The following is an 18,522-nucleotide window of genomic DNA, read 5'->3' as shown; positions in this document are numbered from 1 at the left end:
TGGGCTGGATAGTTTTGGCAACGCCCAAAAAATAGCGAATATCCAGAACTAGCGGATACCCGGAAAAACAAAAGGCGCGGGAGAAACCCCGCGCCTTTTGAGGCAGCTGTATTAGCTGCCGTTAGTAACGACTTTACGTCGTTACTAACTTAACTACTCGCTCAATTACTCTGCAACTACCACTACGCGTACAACGGCATCCACTTCAGCGTGCAAGTGAAGAGTGATGTCGTATTCGCCAGTTTGACGAATTGGGCCATTTGGCATGCGGACTTCGCTTTTGGCAATATCGATGCCAGCAGAGGAAATCGCGTCGGCCAGGTCACGCGGACCAATAGAACCAAACAGCTTGCCTTCATCGCCTGCTTTGGAAACCAAAGACAGTTCGATGTCGTTTAGCTGCTCAGCGCGCGCTTCGGCTTCTGCCTTACGCTCAGCGGCTTGCGCTTCGAGCTCAGCACGCTGTGCTTCAAACGCTTCGATGTTGTCTTTGGTGGCCGGTACGGCTAAGCCGTAAGGCACCAAGTAGTTACGACCATAACCAGGCTTCACGGTGACCTTGTCACCCAGGCCGCCCAGCTTACCAATGTTGTCGAGCAGAATGACTTCCATCTCGTAAACCTCTTGTCAGTTGCTGCGGGCAAGGCGTGCGCGAACGTTCGCGAATGTATCAATCAGCCCCAACAGCAGCACAATGAGAATCGTGGGCCAGGTCGTGATCAGTAGCACATAAAATGCTACCAGCCACAGCCCGTTCATCCCCTTTATTCCAATAAACCCGTGCACTAACGCAACGCCAGCTACCAACAGCGGAATCCAACCAAGCATCGCCAGCGCATGAGCGCCTAGCAGCATACCTATCACCCCAATGACGACCAGCACGGCCAGTTCTTTAGGGGTCAAGCGCAGTGCGTGAAACTCTTCGCGAAAGCCACCTGGGTTGTACAACCCAGCTTGCCAACTCCGCGCAAGTGCCAAGCACACTATGGCTGCCAACAGCACCACAAGCCCGGTTACTCCACCCACCACCAGTGCGGCAATGGTTTGAGTATCGTAGCCTTGATTGGCAAATTCCGTGAGCATGCGATCCACTTCTTCTGAACCTTCTCGCAACTGCTCAAGCATTAGCTCAGTGCCACCTGGCGGACTGAAGATGCCGAGTTGAACCATGACAGAGGCGACCAACGTCCCCACAATCAAGGTTTCTCCCCAACGCATCCTCTCGCGCAGGATAACGGCCATCAGCGTAACCAGCAGTATGCTAGCAAGCGGAATCACATCACCCTGAGCCCACCACCAACCGGCTGGTAGTGCTGCGGCGATGATGACCGGTAGCGCAGGGGCAAAACCTCTGCGCAGCGTCATCAACGCAGCGATGGCTGCTCCTAACCAGAACAGCCAAGGCACTAGCGTTGCCAAGGCCGCCCCGCCTGCAGCGTAAGGCGTGCCCCGCATTAGCCATCGGGCTAGTGCCAGCATCACGTTAAACGCTTACTGGTGGCTATCGGAGTAGGGCAGCAGTGCCAGATAACGCGAACGCTTGATAGCGGTCGCCAACTGACGCTGATAGCGTGCTTTGGTGCCGGTAATACGGCTTGGAACGATCTTGCCGGTTTCGGTGATGTAAGCCTTCAGCGTGTCCAGATCTTTGTAATCGATCTGCTTGATGCCTTCAGCGGTGAAGCGGCAAAACTTACGGCGACGGAAAAAACGTGCCATGGACTAGCTCCTTAAAACGTGCAGTGAATAAAATCAGGCAGTTTCTTCTTCTTCAGCGCGCGGTTTTTCTTCGCGACGCGGACGTTTTTCTTCTGCCGGTTTCATCATCGGGGAAGCTTCAGTAACAGCTTCTTTGCAGCGAACAACCAGGCTGCGGATAATGGCGTCGTTGTAACGGAAGATGTTCTCGATCTCGTCGAGAGTCTCGCCGCTACATTCAACGTTCATCAGCACGTAGTGGGCTTTGTGGATCTTGTTGATCGGGTAAGCCAAGTGACGACGGCCCCAATCTTCTAGACGATGCACAGTGCCGCTGTTTTCGGTAACGATGCTGGTGTAGCGCTCGACCATTGCCGGCACCTGCTCGCTTTGATCCGGGTGGACCATAAACACGATTTCGTAATGACGCATGGGATCTCCTTGCGGTTTGACAGCTTCCTTTGTGTGCCATTGCTTAACGCAATAAACGACGACAGGGAAGCAAGGAGTTAACTGAAGTGCTCCGCCACCGCGCTAGGCGGCCACAGGGGCATCAAACAGAACTTTTCATTTCAGCAAAAGCTAATACTTCAACGACAGCTAACACCCGCTTGCAGACAAACGGGCGCGTGTATCTTAGTAGCACGGCGGTTAACTTGCAAGCTGGCGCTGACGGACAGCCTCGAACAGGCAAATACCAGTAGCCACCGAGACATTAAGGCTAGAGACCTCCCCCGCCATGGGAAGCTTGGCAAGATTATCGCAGGCTTCGCGAGTCAAGCGCCGCATGCCCTTGCCTTCCGCCCCCATCACCAGCGCGGTGGGGCCGGTCATATCAATGTCAAAAACGCTGGCCTCAGCTTCACCAGCCGTACCGGTTATCCAGACACCGGCATCTTTTAGCTTGGCCAGGGTGCGAGCCAAGTTAGTCACTTGATAAACCGGCACCACTTCGGCGGCGCCACAAGCGACTTTACGCACCGTTGCATTGAGCGGTGCGGCTTTATCTTTCGCCACAATCACGCCGTGGGCACCGGCGGCATCCGCGCTACGCAGGCAGGCACCAAAGTTATGCACATCCGTCACGCCATCCAAAATCAGCAACAGCGGTGGTGTATTCGAGGGCCAGGCGCGTAGCTTAAGCCAGAGCGACTCTTCACCTTCAGGAGTTAACGGCGGACAAAACGCCACCACTCCCTGATGAGCCGCCCCCTGGGTTAGCTGATCAAGCAAATCCCGGGGCTGCTCTTTTACTCGAGCACCATGCGCCTGGGCCTGGGTAATCAGCTCTTTTAAGCGGCTCCCTGCCCCCTGCTGCACCCAAAGCTCTCGGGGCGCTTCGCCTCTGTCTAACAGGCTTTGCAATGCATGAACGCCATATACCTGATCCAAACCATCAGGGGTCTTGGGGCCCCGCCGTGAAGACGCCGACTTCATACTCAGCCCTTATTCGGTGATGGTTTGCGTGGGCCATTTCGCGTACGGCGTGGGCCGCGACGCGTAGCAGGCTTCTCGCTATTGGATGGTTTGTTACCAGATGCCTTAGCACCACCACCTTTAGCACCAGCGCCCCCTTCCCCACCGCGGCTCTTACGCGGCTGGCGGCGTGGGCGCGGCTTTTCATCACCCAGCCCAAAGTCAATCTTACGATCGTCCATATCGACACGCGCCACTTGGACGGTAAGACCATCACCCAAACGGTAGGTCGTGCCGGTGCGCTCACCTTTAAGACGGTGCTTCTCAGCTTCGTAGTGGTAATAATCCGAAGGCAGCGACGTCACGTGAACCAAGCCTTCCACGTAGAACTCATCCAGACGCACAAACAGACCGAACTGAGTGACGGAGGCGATGGTACCTTCGAACATCTCGCCGAGCTTGTCGGACATAAACTCGCACTTCAGCCAGCTCTCTACATCACGAGTGGCCTCGTCGGCACGGCGCTCAGTCATTGAGCAGTGTTCACCCAGTTCAAGCATCTGCTCGAAGGTATACGGACACCACTTGCTGGGCGGCTCAACCGGCGCACCTTCTACGCGCAGCACCGTGTTGGTCTGGCGCGGACCGCGGATCACCGAACGAATAGCGCGGTGTACCAGCAGGTCGGGATAGCGGCGAATCGGCGAGGTAAAGTGGGCGTAGGCTTGGTAGGCCAAGCCAAAGTGGCCTTCGTTTTGCGGTGAGTAGACCGCCTGATTCATTGAGCGCAGCATGACCGTCTGAATGATATCGAAGTCAGGGCGGTCGGCAATCGTTTCACGTAGTGCCTGGTAGTCCTGCGGAGTGGGCATATCACCGCCGCCGACAGCAAGACCTAACTCATTCAAGAACAGACGCAGCTTATCAAGCCGCTCCGGCGTCGGGCGCTCATGGATACGGTAAAGCGCTGGCAAATCATGCTTATCCAGGAAGCGCGCAGTCGCCACGTTGGCCGCCAGCATGCACTCTTCAATTAACTTGTGAGCATTGTTACGGCTACGTGGAACGATTTTTTCGATTTTGCGCTCATCGTTAAAGATGATTGCTGTTTCAGTGGTGTCAAAATCGATCGCACCACGCTCGGCACGCGCTTCGCGCAACAAGTAGTAAAGCTCTTCCAGATTTTTCAGCGGCTTAACTAGCTCGCTGTGCTCTGCCCTTAGCGCCTCACCGTCTTCGCTCTTATCGTCGAGAATCGCGGCCACCTTGTTATAGGTCAGGCGAGCGTGGGAGTTCATGACGGCTTCGTAGAAGCGGTAGCGGCTAATCGCACCGGTTTGCGAAATATTCATCTCGCACACCAGCACCAGCCGATCCACGTGTGGGTTCAGCGAACAGAGTCCGTTGGACAGCAGTTCCGGTAGCATGGGAACCACTTGACCAGGGAAGTAGACCGAGTTGCCCCGTGTGCGGCCTTCGTCGTCCAACGGCGTGCCTGGGCGTACATAGTGGGAAACGTCCGCGATGGCGACGAGCAGTTTCCAACTACCGGATTTGGTTTTCCAAGCACACACAGCATCATCGAAGTCTTTGGCAGACTCATCGTCAATGGTAACCAGCGGCACGTCACGCAGGTCAACTCGGTGCTGCTTATCCTCTTCCAACACTTCAGCTGAAATGCCGGCGATCTGGTCGAGCACTTCAGGCGGGAATTCTGCAGGAATATCGTAACTGCGAATCGCAATATCAATTTCCATACCGGGATCCATACGCTCACCCAGCACTTCGATTACCTCACCTACCGGCTGAACACGGGTGGCCGGCTGCTGAACGATTTTGGCCGAGATCACCTGGCCATCTTTCGCGCCACCGCAGGCGCTATGAGGAATAATCACTTCCTGAGTGATACGCGGATTTTCCGGTATTAGAATGCCAAACTCAGGCGTATTACTACGGTAAACGCCGACGATAGTTTGCGTGTTGCGTGCAATCACATCGGCAATGGTCGCCTCATCACGACCACGGCGATCGCGGCCGCTAATGCGCGCCAGCACGTGGTCACCGTGAAAAACACGGCGCATTTGGCGCGGGGGCAATACCAGGTCTGGCTTTTTGCCATCATCGCGAAGTAAAAAGCCAAATCCGTCTCGATGACCAAGGACTTTACCTTTGACTAGATCGAGCTTGTCGATCAGCGCATAGGCGCCACGACGGTCACGCAGCACCTGACCGTCGCGCTCCATCGCCGCCAAGCGGCGCCTGACGGCTTCTATAAGTTCTTCGTCTTCCAGCCCCAGCATGCGGCTCATATTTTCGTGAGTGATCGGCTTGCCATAGCTTTCTAAGGCTGCAAGCAAATACTCCCGGCTTGGCGCTGGGTTGCCATATTTATGCGCCTCGCGCTCGGCGTGCGGATCATCACTTAACGTCCAATACTTCATGCGATCAACATCCTTGATGGCGTCATTTGCGAGAGGCATAAAAAAGGCGCAAACGCGTTGCGTTGCGGGCTGGATATTTCAACGCTTGATAGGCTGAAATGAATAGGGTTTTGTTTAGTCATAGGCGCAGTATAGCGCTGCACGTTCAATCACCCAACCGTCTTAGACGTTGTTTATACAATTTGCGTTATAAAAAGCACGTTAGGGGTCTTGCATTTAACCATCACCCCGGTATTATACGCGCCACTTGCCCAGATGGCGGAATTGGTAGACGCGCTAGCTTCAGGTGCTAGTGTCCGTATGGACGTGGAGGTTCAAGTCCTCTTCTGGGCACCAAACTGCTTTTATGCTATCTATTGGTATGAGCAGTACGGTGTTAAGCAAGGCAAGGTTTGTGTTCGCCCAGGTGGCGGAATTGGTAGACGCGCTAGCTTCAGGTGCTAGTGTCTGTATGGACGTGGAGGTTCAAGTCCTCTCCTGGGCACCATACGAACACAAACAGTAAGTAGTTAATCCAAGCGTTAGATGATGCGCCCAGGTGGCGGAATTGGTAGACGCGCTAGCTTCAGGTGCTAGTGTCCGTATGGACGTGGAGGTTCAAGTCCTCTCCTGGGCACCATGACTTACATGGGCCAGTCCGCATCGTTGTTTAACTTGCCCCTTTTCACCCCCTGATACTAATTAACATTCGGTAAGTAGTGTATTCGCACACACTGCCACTCTCCTGAAGGGGCCAGCTCTTTCCTGTAAGCTGCATTTGTTAATCATGTTCACAACACTCTGCCATTCGTTATGACCAGTGGCCTGGATTTCTCATTCTCCTAGTACCTCAGCCAATACCGCACGCAGGCTGTAATACCTCTAAACACCTATTGGCGCAGCTTAAATGGACTATTTTTTAACAACTTCACGTCATTCAGACATTTTATCCTTCTCCATTGTGCCGGACAGGGAGCTCCCGAGCATTCAGCTCGGCACCAATCGTCTGACGAGACCGGATAGCTCTGTTTTATATGGGTAGTTGTTACTCATCAGCGATCGGATTCGGCGCGTATTGCGGATGATGACCACACCCATTTTGATGAGCCTGAGACTCATATTGCTTGGTCTCATACGCTCAAAAGGGGTCTTCTTCAGGTAAGTGCGTAATCGCTCGAACAGCGTATAGGCAAAGCCCTCCAAGATCAGCCGCCACTGATTGGCCCACCAGTGCATGTTGGAGATGCGATCAGCAAACAGGCTCAGTTTTTGATCCTTAATCCGGTTCTCCATATTGCCCCGCACGCAGTAATGCTCGTGGTAAAGCTTGAAGCCGTCGTTGTAACGGGACTAATGATAAACTGGGGGTTAGAGCCCAGTCCGATTTTTTCTAGACGGGCCAGCACTGGCAGATAAACCACACTAATAATGATAGAATGGCTCAGCTATGACAGCTGTCGCTGCGGTCAGTGGTTCGCAGATAGCTATGACGCCCACAGAAGACATACAGCGGGAAGTAGTAGTGATCGTAATAGCGGTTAAAGAACTTGCCGGATTGTTCTCCGTACACGTGAATCTCAGCGCCATCAAAGTCCAGCACGATCTCTGTCTTCCTTAATTTGGGTGGTCACATCTATTCAAACACTTCAGAAGCGCGTGTGATCAAAAATTGCTCGCAGGCAGCTATAGGGAAAGTGTCGACTTCACGGCGCCGTGCGATTGTGCAGTGGGAGCAGCTTTTTAAGGATAGCTTGGAGCACTTCATCGCAACCTCGTCACGTTCCACATGGTTCAGAGTTTAACAGCTGCTGATACTCCAACTAGCTTGACTGTGGGGGAATGTCAGCGCACGAAAGCACCTTGAGCGGATGTATCAAAAAGAGCGCGATGTCGACCCAGGTGATGGCTTAACAGTCAATTGGTATAGTGAAGTCGAGAAGCGTTAACTCGTGAAAAAAACTTTCACACATCGTATAAAATCAGTGAATGACAGGACGCCTTATGAAAGCTTTAAACATTTGGTATTACACTAGAGTCTGCACCTTCAATTTTCAAATTCTCGTTGCACTGTTGGTTTTCTCTCATTATTCTTTGTAAATTTTCGTGAGACAGAGTCATATAAATACCATTTATATCAGGTAGCTTGAAGATCTGAATATGTACACGCTTGTATAAGCTACCACTAGAGTAATAAAGCTCTATCCTATCTCCATGATTTATTACATCATTTGCTCTACCATATTTATTCTGTATAGCTCGTGATATTTCCTGCTGAGTACCAGGGATCTCACTGGTAAAATTAATATAGGATACTTTATCATCAAAAGCATACAGCTCAATCTCCCCATCATTATACTTTGCTTCAATTTCCACTCCACAATCTAAATGGCCATATCCAAATGGTTTAAGAGTATAACCTTCCAAATGCCTTAACTGATCCCTTGCTTTAGAAACAGTATCACCCACTTCTATACCAGCAATAGAGTTCGGCATATCAGAATAGGCTAAATTGCATGCCAAAAAAACACTTACCGCAATTAATGATATTTTTTTCATTTGACCTTCTCTACCCTCTGCTTCTTTCCTGAATTCATACGCCGAGCGTATTTGCGTCGGACATTAGACGAATTATGAAGGGTTAACCATAGATGAAAGATGCAATATCATCCTTCGATCAATATGGTAGCTCCTCATTGAAAGGCCGGGCGAGGAAATCTCACCCAACCCGTTATTTACTTAACCACATACAAATGATGCAACATCATCACGCGACCAGGAATCATAGCGATTGCCCAGATGACCGATATCACCCCGATACCAAGTGCCACTTTTCTTGTAAATGATGTAGCTGCTCCCAGAGGAGCATTCTACTCTCCAAGATTGGACTCCGCTGACATTGCCATTATTACTAATGTTAGAGACCCCAGCAAATGCAGTGGTTGACACAAAACCTGCAACCAGCACTAAAGCAAACACTTTCTTCATATCAGCTTCTCCTCATACGAAAAATAACTAACGCTAATGTGATGCAAAGCATCCGGCCTTAACTTGAAATCTCACCAAATGAGCTTTTCAGTTGGTGATTAAGTCAAAGTTAGCAAGAACATTGTCTAACCGGCTGGACACAGCGCAAAAAAACCGCAAAAGACGCCTCTATGAAATAGAGCTGGTATTTTTCTCACAAAAAAGCAGCTACCCTTCTCAAGATAAAATCCGAGAAAGAGTAGCCGCTTATGTCACTGTCAGAGCTGTGCTATCAGGCGAAAATAAAACCTTCCGCCAGATATTTAGTCTGCATTTCATCGGACGAAGCAATGTAGGCCATTACATCACCCTGATCCACTTGTTCAGCTTCCAGCGCTTCAGACCAGTACTCCAGGCCTTCAGCATCGGGTGTACGATCAAAGGCGTTTTGATATAACAAGGTCAAGAAGTCATCATCGCCCAAGCTATCATCGTGCTCGCTGACAAATTCGTCAGACGCGAAGAAGAAATCAGCAATATCCAACACGCTACTGCCCCCTTCACGAATACTGGCCCAGTAATCCAGCCCGCCAGTATCCGCCTCGCGGTCAAATGCTACTTGGTAAAGCGCCTCAATCACCGACACCTCAACGCTATCCGTCACTTCACCTAACTCGACAGATACCACTGCTGCTGATTCAGCGCCCTCGCTATCTTCAATGGCATACTCGAAGGTATCCACAGCAGCCTCACCGTCCGAGGCTTCAAACGCAGAACCCTGGTCGTAAACGAAATCACCGTTTTCCTGCACGATGACTGTTGCGCCAGACTCCAGCTCAATGGCAGTGTCAAAAACCACGTCTAGCCCATCAATGGCGGTAATGACAATCTCGTCACCATCAGCATCCTGATCAGCACCGTTACCGTTATCCGCAAACAGGTTACCGCTCACCAACCAACCGAACCGCCCTACCAGGTCGTCGTTGTTCGCCACAGGTGCCGTGTTTTGCTCTATATCAGGAACAGGCTCTGGCTGCGGTGCGGGCTGTGGTTCCGGTTCAGGCTGTGGTTCTGGTTCTGGCTCTGGTTCAGGCTGTGGTTCGGGTTCAGGCTGTGGCTCTGGATTAGACGCCAAACCAATATTCACAGTAGCGGTATCTGTCCCGCCATTACCATCGGCGATGGTGTAAGTGAAGCCATCCTTGCCGCTGAAATCATCGGTAGGCGTGTAGGTCAGGGTACCATCATCATTATCAGTCACGGTGCCATTAGCCGGGCCACTCCAGGAGTCAATGCTCAGTTCATCCCCATCTTCATCTCGATCATTGGCCAATGGGTCAAAAGTCACTGCGCTTGCCGTGCCCGCTATTTCCACAAAATCGATAATCGCATTGGGATTACGGTTGGTGCCTGGCGTCCAGAGCGCATCGCCCTGAATATCCCAACCAAAGTCGTTAATCAGCGCATCGCGGGCTTCCTGGGCATCGCTTGAATAAAGCAACCCTTCCGCCCCCAGGGTTACATCACGTTGCACACCGCTTATCAGAGCTTGCTGCTGGCTTGAATAACTCAGCCCCTTTTCGCCCTGGGTGATATCACTTGAGGTAGCCCTTAGCGCACTGCTTGCCTGAGCCTGCAGATACCAACCATTCAGCGTAGCGTCGTAGTTGCTAACGGAAAGACCGGAGTCGTTTAGCATTCCCTCCATATTGGTCACATTCTGAATCTCAAGCCCCGACAGATCTTGATTGAACGCATCGGCATTTTCGAACATGCCATACATAGTGGTGACACTCGAGGTATCCCAGCTGCCGATATCCTGATCGAACGTATCGGCATCTACGAACATTTCATGCATATAGGTGACACTCGAGGTATTCCAGTCGCCGATATCCTGATCGAATGCATCGGCATCTACGAACATTTCATGCATATAGGTGACACTCGAGGTATCCCAGCCGCCGATATCTTGATCAAACGCATCGGCCTCACTGAACATGCCATACATAGTGGTGACACTCGAGGTATCCCAGCCGCCAATGTCTTGATTAAATACATCGGTGTAAGAAAACATCCCCCTCATTTTAGTGACGCTGGAGGTATCCCAGCCGCCGATATCTTGATCGAACGCATCGGCCTCACTGAACATGCCATGCATAGTGGTGACACTCGAGGTATCCCAGCCGCCGATATCCTGGTTGAACGCATCAGCATTTCCGAACATTAAATCCATATTAGTAACGCTGGAGGTATCCCAGCCGCCTATATCCTGATCGAACGCATCAGTATCATTAAACATGCCACTCATATCGGTAACGCTGGAGGTATCCCAGCCACCGATATACTGGTTGAACACATCAGCACCATTAAACATATCACTCATATCAGTAACACTGGAGGTATCCCAGCCACCAACATCCTGATTAAATGAATAATTAGGATAGTTTATAGCATTGAGGAACATGCCACTCATATTGGTAACGCTGGAGGTGTCCCAACCGCCAATATCCTGATCGAACACTCTAGCCCATGCGAACATGTAACTCATATCAGTAACACTGGAGGTATCCCAGTCACTAATATTCTGGTCAAACTCCACTGCATTAAAGAACATTTCACTCATATTGGTAACGCTGGAAGTGTCCCAGCCGCCAATATCTTGATCAAATTCATAAGCATCCGAGAGCATTTCACTCATATCGGTAACACTGGCGGTGTTCCAGCCACCGATATCCTGATTAAACTCTCTAGCAACTTCGAACATGCCACTCATATCAGTAACGCTTGAGGTGTCCCAGTCACCGATATCCTGATTAAACACGTTGGTCCAGGCGAACATCCGCGCCATATCCGTTACACTGGCGGTATCCCAGCCGCTGATATCCTGATTAAAGACTCTAGCCTCGTAAAACATCCTATTCATATCGGTAACGCTGGCGGTATCCCAATCGCCGATATCCTGATTGAAAGCCCTGTTCCATGCGAACATGCTGCTCATATCAGTGACACTAGAGGTGCTCCAACCACCTATATCCTGATTGAACGAGGTGGTGTCATAGTCATCACCTTGGAACATGCCATCCATATAGGTAACGTTGGCGGTATCCCAGCCACCAATATCCTGATTAAATGCTTCTGCTCTGGCGAACATAAGCCCCATATCAGTGACACTGCCTGTATCCCAGCCGGTTATATCAAGAATGGGATTGCCATCCGGGTCTGTGCCGTCATCGAACCAATTACGCAAATTTGTGTCAGGTGCCGTCATATCCATTTCCTCAAGCCATGCCATCGCGGGGGGCTGCTACCCAAGCAGATTTATTTGTTAACTTAACAATCGATGTGTCTAACCGGTTGGACACTGCTGCAAAAAAACCGAGAAAAAGTGGCGCGCTGGAGAAAGTTGTTAAGCTCCAATGACATAAATTTGCAAACCTTTGGAAGCAATACATCCCCAAGAAAACCTTGAATAGAGCCTTCAGAAAAATATCGCTTCATATCTAAAAGGGCTCTTTATAACTCCCCAACATCAACTACCGAACAGCCTCAATACTAACTAATTCAGGTTCCACAGCGAGCTTTGAGAGTACAGCCTCATGCTTAGCCACTGGGCTTTCAATGACAGTAAAATACGCCACTTTGCTATTAATCTCTTGCACACCAGTCCAGTTATTACTTTTAGAAAGAGTTAGTTCAACTTCTCCAATATCTCTATCGTCATTTAAAATATCGCATTCTTGGATTGGATAAGATGTTTTTTCCATCGATGAAATGCATTGATGCTCAGCATGCTGAATAATTCTCAAACGAACTGTATAATCATTGTTTAACGGCCTAACATTCATTGTCACCCTTACCCTAGTATTCACATCCCTTGCTGTTGCCTGAGTGCGTGAAACAAGACCAGCCGAGCTTTGACCAATACCTTCTGAATGGTTGCTCTCCACCTCATAAGTTAGCACCTCCTCTCCCAGGCGAATAATTTCTCCCTCTTCTACGTCACGCAAATATTCAGCTACTTTTTCCTTTTCTCCTTGAGTCACTGCTAGATTTTTAGCATTATCTGAATCATAAGAACTTAAGGAAAGCCCAAAAGCTGACAAATACCCATCTACAGTGCCCATATTACGATACCTAACAATACTACCCCTCTTAATTTCATCTAAAACAGAAGAAAACTTCTCATCATCATACTCAACATTATACTTCTCCATAAAGCTCTCAAACTGTTCAATTGACTGCTGAGACTTTGCCGAAACATAATCCTTATAAACAGCTTCATTCAACAGCCTAGAGAAATAACTAATTGCTTCTCGACTAACACCTACATTAGTAAAACTATTTGCGGTATTACCCCCTTTTTTGTGCGGCTCAAGAATATCCAAAGAAAGAGTCAAAGGCAGTAGCGCAGTCCCAACAATAGAGTCTGCCACGCCACTAAATTGTCTTTCCTCAAAGAGATCAAAGCTAACGCCATCGCATAAACCTGCTCGCCCCCTTGTAACATGAAGACAGGCATAGCTCATACTATCCGAACTTGACCTCTTAAGAGATGCTGCCTGTGAAATATCAAGGGTATCAACAGCCCTAATAGCTTGCACATCATTACCATCCCAGGAAAAAATTATTCTCTTTCCTTTACCAAACATATCAAATACATGTGGAGCAGTACTACCTTGATACTCATTATTAGAGTAGCCGCTTACACACCCACATAGAATAACAGTACTTAACAAGCTAACAGGCAGCATTTTATATAACTTATTCATCTTACCCCCTTCATACAATTATGATATTTAGCCAATGCTAGTATATAATTAACGTTGCCCGCTTTATACGAACTGTCACAAATCTTTCTTATGGACATCTTGTTTGACAGGAACTATTAACATTGTAAGCTTCAGACGTGCACTTATCATGGGGTGACCCCAGATACCCTGGGAACCCATCGCGACTTAGGCTGCTACATGTAGAAATATTATTTTGATATTGTGAGTCGCATCGCATCATGCACTGCAGCTGTTCATCCGTTGTTCCTGAAATACTCTCTGAAAAACTTGATGCCGCTCTTTCAATCATCTGGTCGAGACCACTTTTGGGCACATCCATACCTCTTAGCACCTGCCTTTCTTTTTCTATATCGACACCTTCAATATCTATCTCAGCGGCATACAAAACGGCTGGATAAAGAATCAAAAACATCACCAAATTATTTTTAAAAAAAAGCATACATTTCACTCCATAAAGTCCCCACTCACACAATTTGAAAGGCAAGGAGTCTCACAAAATAAACATTCAATTAATTTTCCTATTCAATATGCATAACCGACCATCTCTCATTTTCGTTAACCACATACAAATGATGCAATATCATCACGCGACCAAGAATCATAGCGATTGCCCATGTGGCCAATGTCCCCCCGATACCAAGTGCCATTTTTCTTGTAGATGATATAGCTACTACCTGAGGAGCATGCAACTCTCCAAGATTGGACTCCGCTGACATTGCCATTACTGCTGATGCTAGACACCCCAGCAAATGCAGAAGTCGACACAAAACCTACAGCCAGAGCTAAAGCAAATACTTTCTTCATATCGATTTCTCCTCACCCGAGAATAATAACCAGTGCTAAATATGGCGCAAAACATTCAGTATTCACTTGCTTTCCCACCAAGAGAAGTAATCAGTTGGCGGTTAAGACAAACTTACCAACTAGATTGTCTAACCGGCTGGACACTGCCGCAAAAAATAAAAAAATGCACTAGCGTTAGCACTGCTTGGTGGCACTAATGCACAGCGTACTGGGATCGCCAAAGCGTAGGAAATCATTGGCGGTGCTGCTGGCAACGTAGGCGAGACCGGTGAGGCGTTGAATGCTTACCTGGATATGGATAGACGGGTTGTATATGGTTTGCCAATGGGCGCCTGTGCAGTAAGTGCAGCGCCTTTATCTACATTAATACAGCTGGCTCTATCGCCGGGGAGTTTGCCCAGGTCGACCACACCTGAACAGCTTCATCGTCTTTGATGGGGCCTGCGCAGGGGGTAATCAAATAGCCTCATTTGCCACGCGTTGCTGCCCTATGCCATCGATAACGTTATGATATGCTGGAACAGGCATCATCTGCGGCGGCTTGAAGCAGAGATGAGCCTGGATCGGATAAGGTTCAATGACTCTGACCCCATTGACCACGAAAGGGGGTGACATCCCCCCCTTCACCTTAGGACTTACTCTTGCAGTTAAAACGTATAAGTAATGCCAAGCACAGCCACTGGGAACACAGGCAACTTCTCAATGTCGTCTTTGAGTTTTTGTTCTTCTGCGCGGATATCTTGCTGAAGAACAGGGTCTACGGACTCCTGATTACTGCTCGTCCTTAGCGATACATCCGTATCGGTAGCCACTAGCCCAAGCTCAGAAAACAGCGCCAGACCCACTTTATGGGAGCTACGCCAGCCAACGCCCACATACGGTTGAACACCGTCAGTAAGGGTAGCATTACCAATCACCGAGCCAATCTCGCTAGCGTTGTAGCTTCGGTTGTTAAGTTCATACACCGAGCCATCTTGCGGGTTACCTGTTACGCTGGCTTCAATATCCGGCATCATAATACCTGCTGAGAGAAAGAACCTGCCAGCGAAGGGAAAGTAATCCAATTTAACGCTAGAGGCTTTTAGGTCAAAGTCGGTATCGTAATTGACGCCATCCTGATTAAAATCGGTGTCATAGCTTAGGCCATCGGTATAACGCCCGGTCACCGCGAGATTTTCATTAAAGCGCCAGGAAACATCGGCCCCAAGCCAGTCATACCCGCCACAGCCCCCACAGATACCCGAGGCTCAAAGGCGTGAGCATGAGTCGTAGCGACCAGCGCTACGGTTGCAATAACGCTTGCAGTTCTTTTCATCATCATGTGTCCCTTGCTATTTGATCATCGCCTGCTAAATGGCAGGCTTGTTGGATGTGACGAAAGGTTTGTCAGTATGTTGAGCGGCATAACGCCACTGCCCAAAGCACCTTCGCCACTTTTCTATCGCCTGGTATAGCCTGTGCCTTCACACCAGCTACGTGAATTCGTTGACGGTTAAGAAAAACTACCAAGAAGAGTGTCTAACCAGTTGGACACTGCCGCTAAAAAGTTAAAACAAGCGGCAGTGCAGGCCTAAAACTGCTTGGTGGCACTAATGCGCAGCGTGCGAGGATCACCAAAGCGCAAGAAATCGTCGGCAGCGCTGCTGGTGACGTAGTCAATATCGGTGAGGTTTTGAATGCTGGCTTGTATTGAGAGGTCGGGCATCGCCTGCCAGTGGGCGCTTAGGTCGTAGCGGGTGTAGCTATCTACATAAAAGCTATTAGCCCGGTCGCCGGGGCGGCTGCCTTGGTAAACCACACCCGGTGTGAGGGTTAGCTGACTGATCGGCTGGTAATGCAGCAGCAAGGAGTGCTGGTGGGTGGGAACGCTGGGAAAGCGGTTGCCTTCATTGGCATCATTGGTTTTCTCCAGCCTAGCTTCCATATACGTCGTGGCGGCAGTGGCTTGCCATTGATCATTCAATTCAATGCTTAGATTGGCTTCAGCGCCTTTCACCGTTTTCTCGCCCGCCAGCACATAGCGTTCAGCTATTTCCAGGTCGCGTACCAGCAGGTTGTTCTGGCGAATGTTAAACAGCGCCATATCCAGCGTGGCGGAGGGAGTCGGCTGCCAGTTAAGCCCCAGCTCGTGCTGAACACCACGGCTGGGGTCAAAGTAATTAGCGTTTTTATCCTGACCTTGATTAGCCAGCCACGACTGACTATAGCTGGCGCGTAAAGTTAGCTGGTCATCAAGCGCCCAGGCCAAGCCAGCGGAATAACTCAACGCGCGGTTATCCGCTTCGCTTGTGCTGGAGTTTCCGCTCACATTGGTTAAACGATAATCCGTGTAACGTGCGCCTAAAGAGAGGTCAAGCGTATCGGTTAGTTGGCTTTTCTGGCTCATTAATAGCGCAGATTCCTGCCAGTCGATATCGCCACTCAATGGGGTTAGTTGGTCTTGGCTGGGTAGTGAGACGTCAAAATCCGGCTGATAAATATTCAGGCTAAAATCGTATGATGAAACGGCGTCATCATAAGTCGACTGAGTTTCATGGTATGCCAGCCCCACGGCGGTTTCATGGCGCAGCCCGCCCAGTGCGTAGTCGTAATGCAAGCTAAGCTGACCGGTGTTTTGGGTAAAGTTTTCATCCACTTCCCGGTAGTAGCCTGGCAAGGGACTGTCTTCATCGGCCATAAACCAAAAGCCAATCCGCTTCTCTTCACGTTGACCGGTAATGCGCCGGTAAATACCTTCTAAACGAAGGTTAGATGCAAGTTGAGTGTCACTTTGCAGCTCAAAGCGGTGGTATTCACTTTTCGCGAATGAGGCGGGATGCACATAGGAGACATCATAAACCGGCGAGCCCTGAGCATAGACATTGTCAAAATCGTAGGGATAGTTCTGGCGACTATATTCCCAGCTACCAGTAAGCTCGGTGCTCTCTCCCTGCCACGCTACGCTATTGAGCAACGTTACCGGGCTTGAGTCTACGTTTTGCTTATCGCTATTAAGATGACGAGCCGCCAGCACCGTGCGGTAGGCCCAAGCACTGTGTGGTGCCAACGGGCCGGTGGAATCCACCACCAGCGCCTGATAATCGTCGCTACCCAGACCAGCAGAAACGCTGGTGCTTGGCTGATATTGGGGTCTTTTGGCAATAAAGTTGATCGAGCCCCCTGGCACACCAGCGCCATACCAGGCGCTGTTATGGCCCTTGATAAAGTCTACCTGCTCGTAGGTGGCCGGATCGCGAACATAATAGCTCTGGTTATCCAGTACTCCATCCAATAACAAACGTCCACCTAGCGGGAACCCCCGTATCGAGTAGTCTTCCCCCATCCCTGCACCATTGCGGCTGGCTTGAACGCCTGGCACGTAGTCGCTCAAGCTTGCCACAGAATTTGCATTGAAACGGTCTAAAAAATCAATGCTTAGGGTATTTTGCGTTTGATGGAATGGAGTTTGAGCTGTAGTGAAACCAACCTCTTGATTCACTAACACTGGGGCATAAACAATTTGGGTCGCTAGCTCGACGGGCTGCTGGTTGTCATTTGCGGACACGGCGAATACAACGAGAGTATTTCCAATGGTTAATAGCGCTTGCCTAGGCTTGACCATGGTGGGTTTATTTAATGTCACAATGAGCACACCTTAACAATGCAATAGAGCGGCAGTTTGCCTGGAAAACATAGCTTGCCGTTGGCATCAGTGGCTTTCCATTCCGATTTAACAGTACAAGGCAACCCAGGTGCGGTTAATGTAACGGACAGCAAAATTTTCTCGCCTGGTACCGTTTTAGGAATGGCTATCCGGGGTTGATCAGGTTGGAGCCCCATGGCCATGCCACCTACTTCGACAGGTGCATCCTGACAAACTAAAAATAAGTTTTCCCAAGGGACTTTGCCTGTATTCATGACCGCCCATGTTTTTACAAAGGTTTGATGCGGCATCACAGACGAGTAATCCGGGTAAGTAACATCCTCGATAAAGGCGGTGCCCGCTTGGTGAGTAGTCGCCAGCCTACCGCGCATGCTTTTATGAAAGTAGGGATGAATAATGTCGAGCGGGTGAACACCGAGTGCCGAAGAGAGACGAATTAACGTTGAAAGCTTGCTCTCTGCCACGTCCCCACTGAGCAAGTTATACAGGCTTGCACGAGAAATACCTGCCCGCTCGGCCAACTGGGTTTTGGTGAGATTAGACTGTTCAATTAGTTCATTTAACGATGTTGAAAACCGTCTCCCACTCATAAAGGATAGCCTTACAATTAGATGTGCTTGACCTTCCTGATCGCACACCCAAGAGGTTTTTTTGAAATCATCCTTTAAGCCATTATCATGATAATTAAAGCAAAATTCAATAAAAATTAATTTTAATTAAGTCTAAATTAGATGTCATTAATTTAGGGTGAGAAATAGAAAAGCGGAACAATATGGCTTGGATACAA

At 49.5% G+C, this 18,522-nt stretch carries 16 protein-coding genes, 3 tRNA genes and 1 pseudogene; 3 read left to right on the top strand and 17 right to left on the bottom strand.

Translation table 11 applies throughout. The features are described 5' to 3' along the window. Nucleotides 1–165: 165 nt before the first annotated feature. From rplI to rnr, 6 genes are all read right to left on the bottom strand, one after another. Nucleotides 166–612, bottom strand: coding sequence for a 50S ribosomal protein L9 (gene rplI, locus HALTITAN_RS15470; protein ID WP_022522724.1), 447 nt, complete (start codon nucleotides 610–612; stop codon nucleotides 166–168). Nucleotides 613–627: 15 nt separating this feature from the next. Further along, nucleotides 628–1,479, bottom strand: coding sequence for a hypothetical protein (locus HALTITAN_RS15465; protein ID WP_027960144.1), 852 nt, complete (start codon nucleotides 1,477–1,479; stop codon nucleotides 628–630). Between the two features lie 12 nt (nucleotides 1,480–1,491). Then, the gene (gene rpsR, locus HALTITAN_RS15460) at nucleotides 1,492–1,719 is read right to left on the bottom strand and encodes a 30S ribosomal protein S18 (protein ID WP_008958980.1); all 228 of its coding nucleotides are present in this window, start codon (nucleotides 1,717–1,719) and stop codon (nucleotides 1,492–1,494) included. Between the two features lie 33 nt (nucleotides 1,720–1,752). Continuing rightward, complete coding sequence (rpsF, locus tag HALTITAN_RS15455; RefSeq protein WP_007113338.1) at nucleotides 1,753–2,130, bottom strand: 30S ribosomal protein S6; 378 nt, start codon at nucleotides 2,128–2,130, stop codon at nucleotides 1,753–1,755. Between the two features lie 219 nt (nucleotides 2,131–2,349). After that, nucleotides 2,350–3,135 carry a 23S rRNA (guanosine(2251)-2'-O)-methyltransferase RlmB gene (gene rlmB / locus HALTITAN_RS15450; protein ID WP_009287665.1) on the bottom strand — a complete coding sequence of 262 codons (786 nt, stop codon included), beginning with the start codon at nucleotides 3,133–3,135 and terminating at the stop codon, nucleotides 2,350–2,352. A gap of 2 nt (nucleotides 3,136–3,137) precedes the next feature. Continuing rightward, nucleotides 3,138–5,555: a ribonuclease R gene (gene rnr, locus HALTITAN_RS15445; RefSeq protein WP_027960143.1), complete on the bottom strand. Its 2,418-nt coding sequence runs from the start codon at nucleotides 5,553–5,555 to the stop codon at nucleotides 3,138–3,140. A gap of 249 nt (nucleotides 5,556–5,804) precedes the next feature. Here rnr and HALTITAN_RS15440 point away from each other — a divergent pair. The 3 genes from HALTITAN_RS15440 to HALTITAN_RS15430 all read left to right on the top strand — a co-directional run bounded on the left by HALTITAN_RS15440 (nucleotide 5,805) and on the right by HALTITAN_RS15430 (nucleotide 6,174). Further along, nucleotides 5,805–5,891, top strand: a tRNA-Leu gene (locus tag HALTITAN_RS15440). Between the two features lie 64 nt (nucleotides 5,892–5,955). Then, nucleotides 5,956–6,042 (top strand) — tRNA-Leu (locus HALTITAN_RS15435). Between the two features lie 45 nt (nucleotides 6,043–6,087). Beyond that, a tRNA-Leu gene (locus tag HALTITAN_RS15430) sits at nucleotides 6,088–6,174 on the top strand. A 347-nt stretch (nucleotides 6,175–6,521) separates the two neighbouring features. Here the strand turns inward: HALTITAN_RS15430 and HALTITAN_RS15425 are convergent. From HALTITAN_RS15425 to HALTITAN_RS15385, 11 genes and pseudogenes are all read right to left on the bottom strand, one after another. Further along, nucleotides 6,522–7,161 (bottom strand): annotated as a pseudogene (locus tag HALTITAN_RS15425) (transposase); the annotation flags it as partial. Between the two features lie 383 nt (nucleotides 7,162–7,544). Continuing rightward, the gene (locus HALTITAN_RS15420; protein ID WP_009287663.1) at nucleotides 7,545–8,090 is read right to left on the bottom strand and encodes a ubiquitin family protein; all 546 of its coding nucleotides are present in this window, start codon (nucleotides 8,088–8,090) and stop codon (nucleotides 7,545–7,547) included. Between the two features lie 180 nt (nucleotides 8,091–8,270). Continuing rightward, nucleotides 8,271–8,519, bottom strand: a complete 249-nt coding sequence (locus HALTITAN_RS15415; protein WP_039859686.1) for a hypothetical protein — start codon at nucleotides 8,517–8,519, stop codon at nucleotides 8,271–8,273. Between the two features lie 271 nt (nucleotides 8,520–8,790). Further along, on the bottom strand, nucleotides 8,791–11,766 hold the full coding sequence (locus HALTITAN_RS24545) for a BspA family leucine-rich repeat surface protein (RefSeq protein WP_161609187.1): 2,976 nt from the start codon (nucleotides 11,764–11,766) through the stop codon (nucleotides 8,791–8,793). A 265-nt stretch (nucleotides 11,767–12,031) separates the two neighbouring features. Continuing rightward, entirely contained in the window at nucleotides 12,032–13,267 is a 1,236-nt protein-coding gene (locus HALTITAN_RS15405; RefSeq protein WP_152419279.1) for a hypothetical protein, read from the bottom strand. A gap of 88 nt (nucleotides 13,268–13,355) precedes the next feature. Further along, a complete protein-coding gene (locus tag HALTITAN_RS15400) occupies nucleotides 13,356–13,727 on the bottom strand; it encodes a hypothetical protein (protein ID WP_039859684.1) in 372 nt (123 codons plus the stop codon). 116 nt (nucleotides 13,728–13,843) lie between these two features. Beyond that, nucleotides 13,844–14,092 carry a hypothetical protein gene (locus HALTITAN_RS25410; protein WP_152419278.1) on the bottom strand — a complete coding sequence of 83 codons (249 nt, stop codon included), beginning with the start codon at nucleotides 14,090–14,092 and terminating at the stop codon, nucleotides 13,844–13,846. A 647-nt stretch (nucleotides 14,093–14,739) separates the two neighbouring features. Continuing rightward, nucleotides 14,740–15,258, bottom strand: coding sequence for a hypothetical protein (locus tag HALTITAN_RS15395; RefSeq protein ID WP_009287660.1), 519 nt, complete (start codon nucleotides 15,256–15,258; stop codon nucleotides 14,740–14,742). Beyond that, a complete protein-coding gene (locus HALTITAN_RS25600; protein ID WP_161609186.1) occupies nucleotides 15,255–15,407 on the bottom strand; it encodes a hypothetical protein in 153 nt (50 codons plus the stop codon). The genes HALTITAN_RS15395 and HALTITAN_RS25600 overlap by 4 nt, the downstream gene beginning before the upstream one ends. 255 nt (nucleotides 15,408–15,662) lie before the next feature. Next, a complete protein-coding gene (locus HALTITAN_RS15390; RefSeq protein WP_039859683.1) occupies nucleotides 15,663–17,714 on the bottom strand; it encodes a TonB-dependent siderophore receptor in 2,052 nt (683 codons plus the stop codon). Next, nucleotides 17,711–18,325 carry an NBR1-Ig-like domain-containing protein gene (locus HALTITAN_RS15385; protein WP_022522718.1) on the bottom strand — a complete coding sequence of 205 codons (615 nt, stop codon included), beginning with the start codon at nucleotides 18,323–18,325 and terminating at the stop codon, nucleotides 17,711–17,713. The genes HALTITAN_RS15390 and HALTITAN_RS15385 overlap by 4 nt, the downstream gene beginning before the upstream one ends. Between the last annotated feature and the right edge of the window lie 197 nt (nucleotides 18,326–18,522).

Origin of the sequence: Vreelandella titanicae BH1, assembly GCF_000336575.1 — a bacterium.
GTDB classification, from domain to species: Bacteria; Pseudomonadota; Gammaproteobacteria; order Pseudomonadales; family Halomonadaceae; genus Vreelandella; species Vreelandella titanicae.
This window is presented reverse-complemented; position numbering and strand designations above follow the sequence as displayed.

What these genes read in the sequence shown, in the direction of transcription:
- rplI (WP_022522724.1), bottom strand. Translation starts at nt 612, where the DNA reads ATGGAAGTCATTCTGCTCGACAACATTGGTAAGCTGGGCGGCCTGGGT.
- HALTITAN_RS15465 (WP_027960144.1), bottom strand. Translation starts at nt 1,479, where the DNA reads ATGCTGGCACTAGCCCGATGGCTAATGCGGGGCACGCCTTACGCTGCA.
- rpsR (WP_008958980.1), bottom strand. Translation starts at nt 1,719, where the DNA reads ATGGCACGTTTTTTCCGTCGCCGTAAGTTTTGCCGCTTCACCGCTGAA.
- rpsF (WP_007113338.1), bottom strand. Translation starts at nt 2,130, where the DNA reads ATGCGTCATTACGAAATCGTGTTTATGGTCCACCCGGATCAAAGCGAG.
- rlmB (WP_009287665.1), bottom strand. Translation starts at nt 3,135, where the DNA reads ATGAAGTCGGCGTCTTCACGGCGGGGCCCCAAGACCCCTGATGGTTTG.
- rnr (WP_027960143.1), bottom strand. Translation starts at nt 5,555, where the DNA reads ATGAAGTATTGGACGTTAAGTGATGATCCGCACGCCGAGCGCGAGGCG.
- HALTITAN_RS15420 (WP_009287663.1), bottom strand. Translation starts at nt 8,090, where the DNA reads ATGAAAAAAATATCATTAATTGCGGTAAGTGTTTTTTTGGCATGCAAT.
- HALTITAN_RS15415 (WP_039859686.1), bottom strand. Translation starts at nt 8,519, where the DNA reads ATGAAGAAAGTGTTTGCTTTAGTGCTGGTTGCAGGTTTTGTGTCAACC.
- HALTITAN_RS24545 (WP_161609187.1), bottom strand. Translation starts at nt 11,766, where the DNA reads ATGACGGCACCTGACACAAATTTGCGTAATTGGTTCGATGACGGCACA.
- HALTITAN_RS15405 (WP_152419279.1), bottom strand. Translation starts at nt 13,267, where the DNA reads ATGAATAAGTTATATAAAATGCTGCCTGTTAGCTTGTTAAGTACTGTT.
- HALTITAN_RS15400 (WP_039859684.1), bottom strand. Translation starts at nt 13,727, where the DNA reads ATGCTTTTTTTTAAAAATAATTTGGTGATGTTTTTGATTCTTTATCCA.
- HALTITAN_RS25410 (WP_152419278.1), bottom strand. Translation starts at nt 14,092, where the DNA reads ATGAAGAAAGTATTTGCTTTAGCTCTGGCTGTAGGTTTTGTGTCGACT.
- HALTITAN_RS25600 (WP_161609186.1), bottom strand. Translation starts at nt 15,407, where the DNA reads ATGAAAAGAACTGCAAGCGTTATTGCAACCGTAGCGCTGGTCGCTACG.
- HALTITAN_RS15385 (WP_022522718.1), bottom strand. Translation starts at nt 18,325, where the DNA reads ATGAGTGGGAGACGGTTTTCAACATCGTTAAATGAACTAATTGAACAG.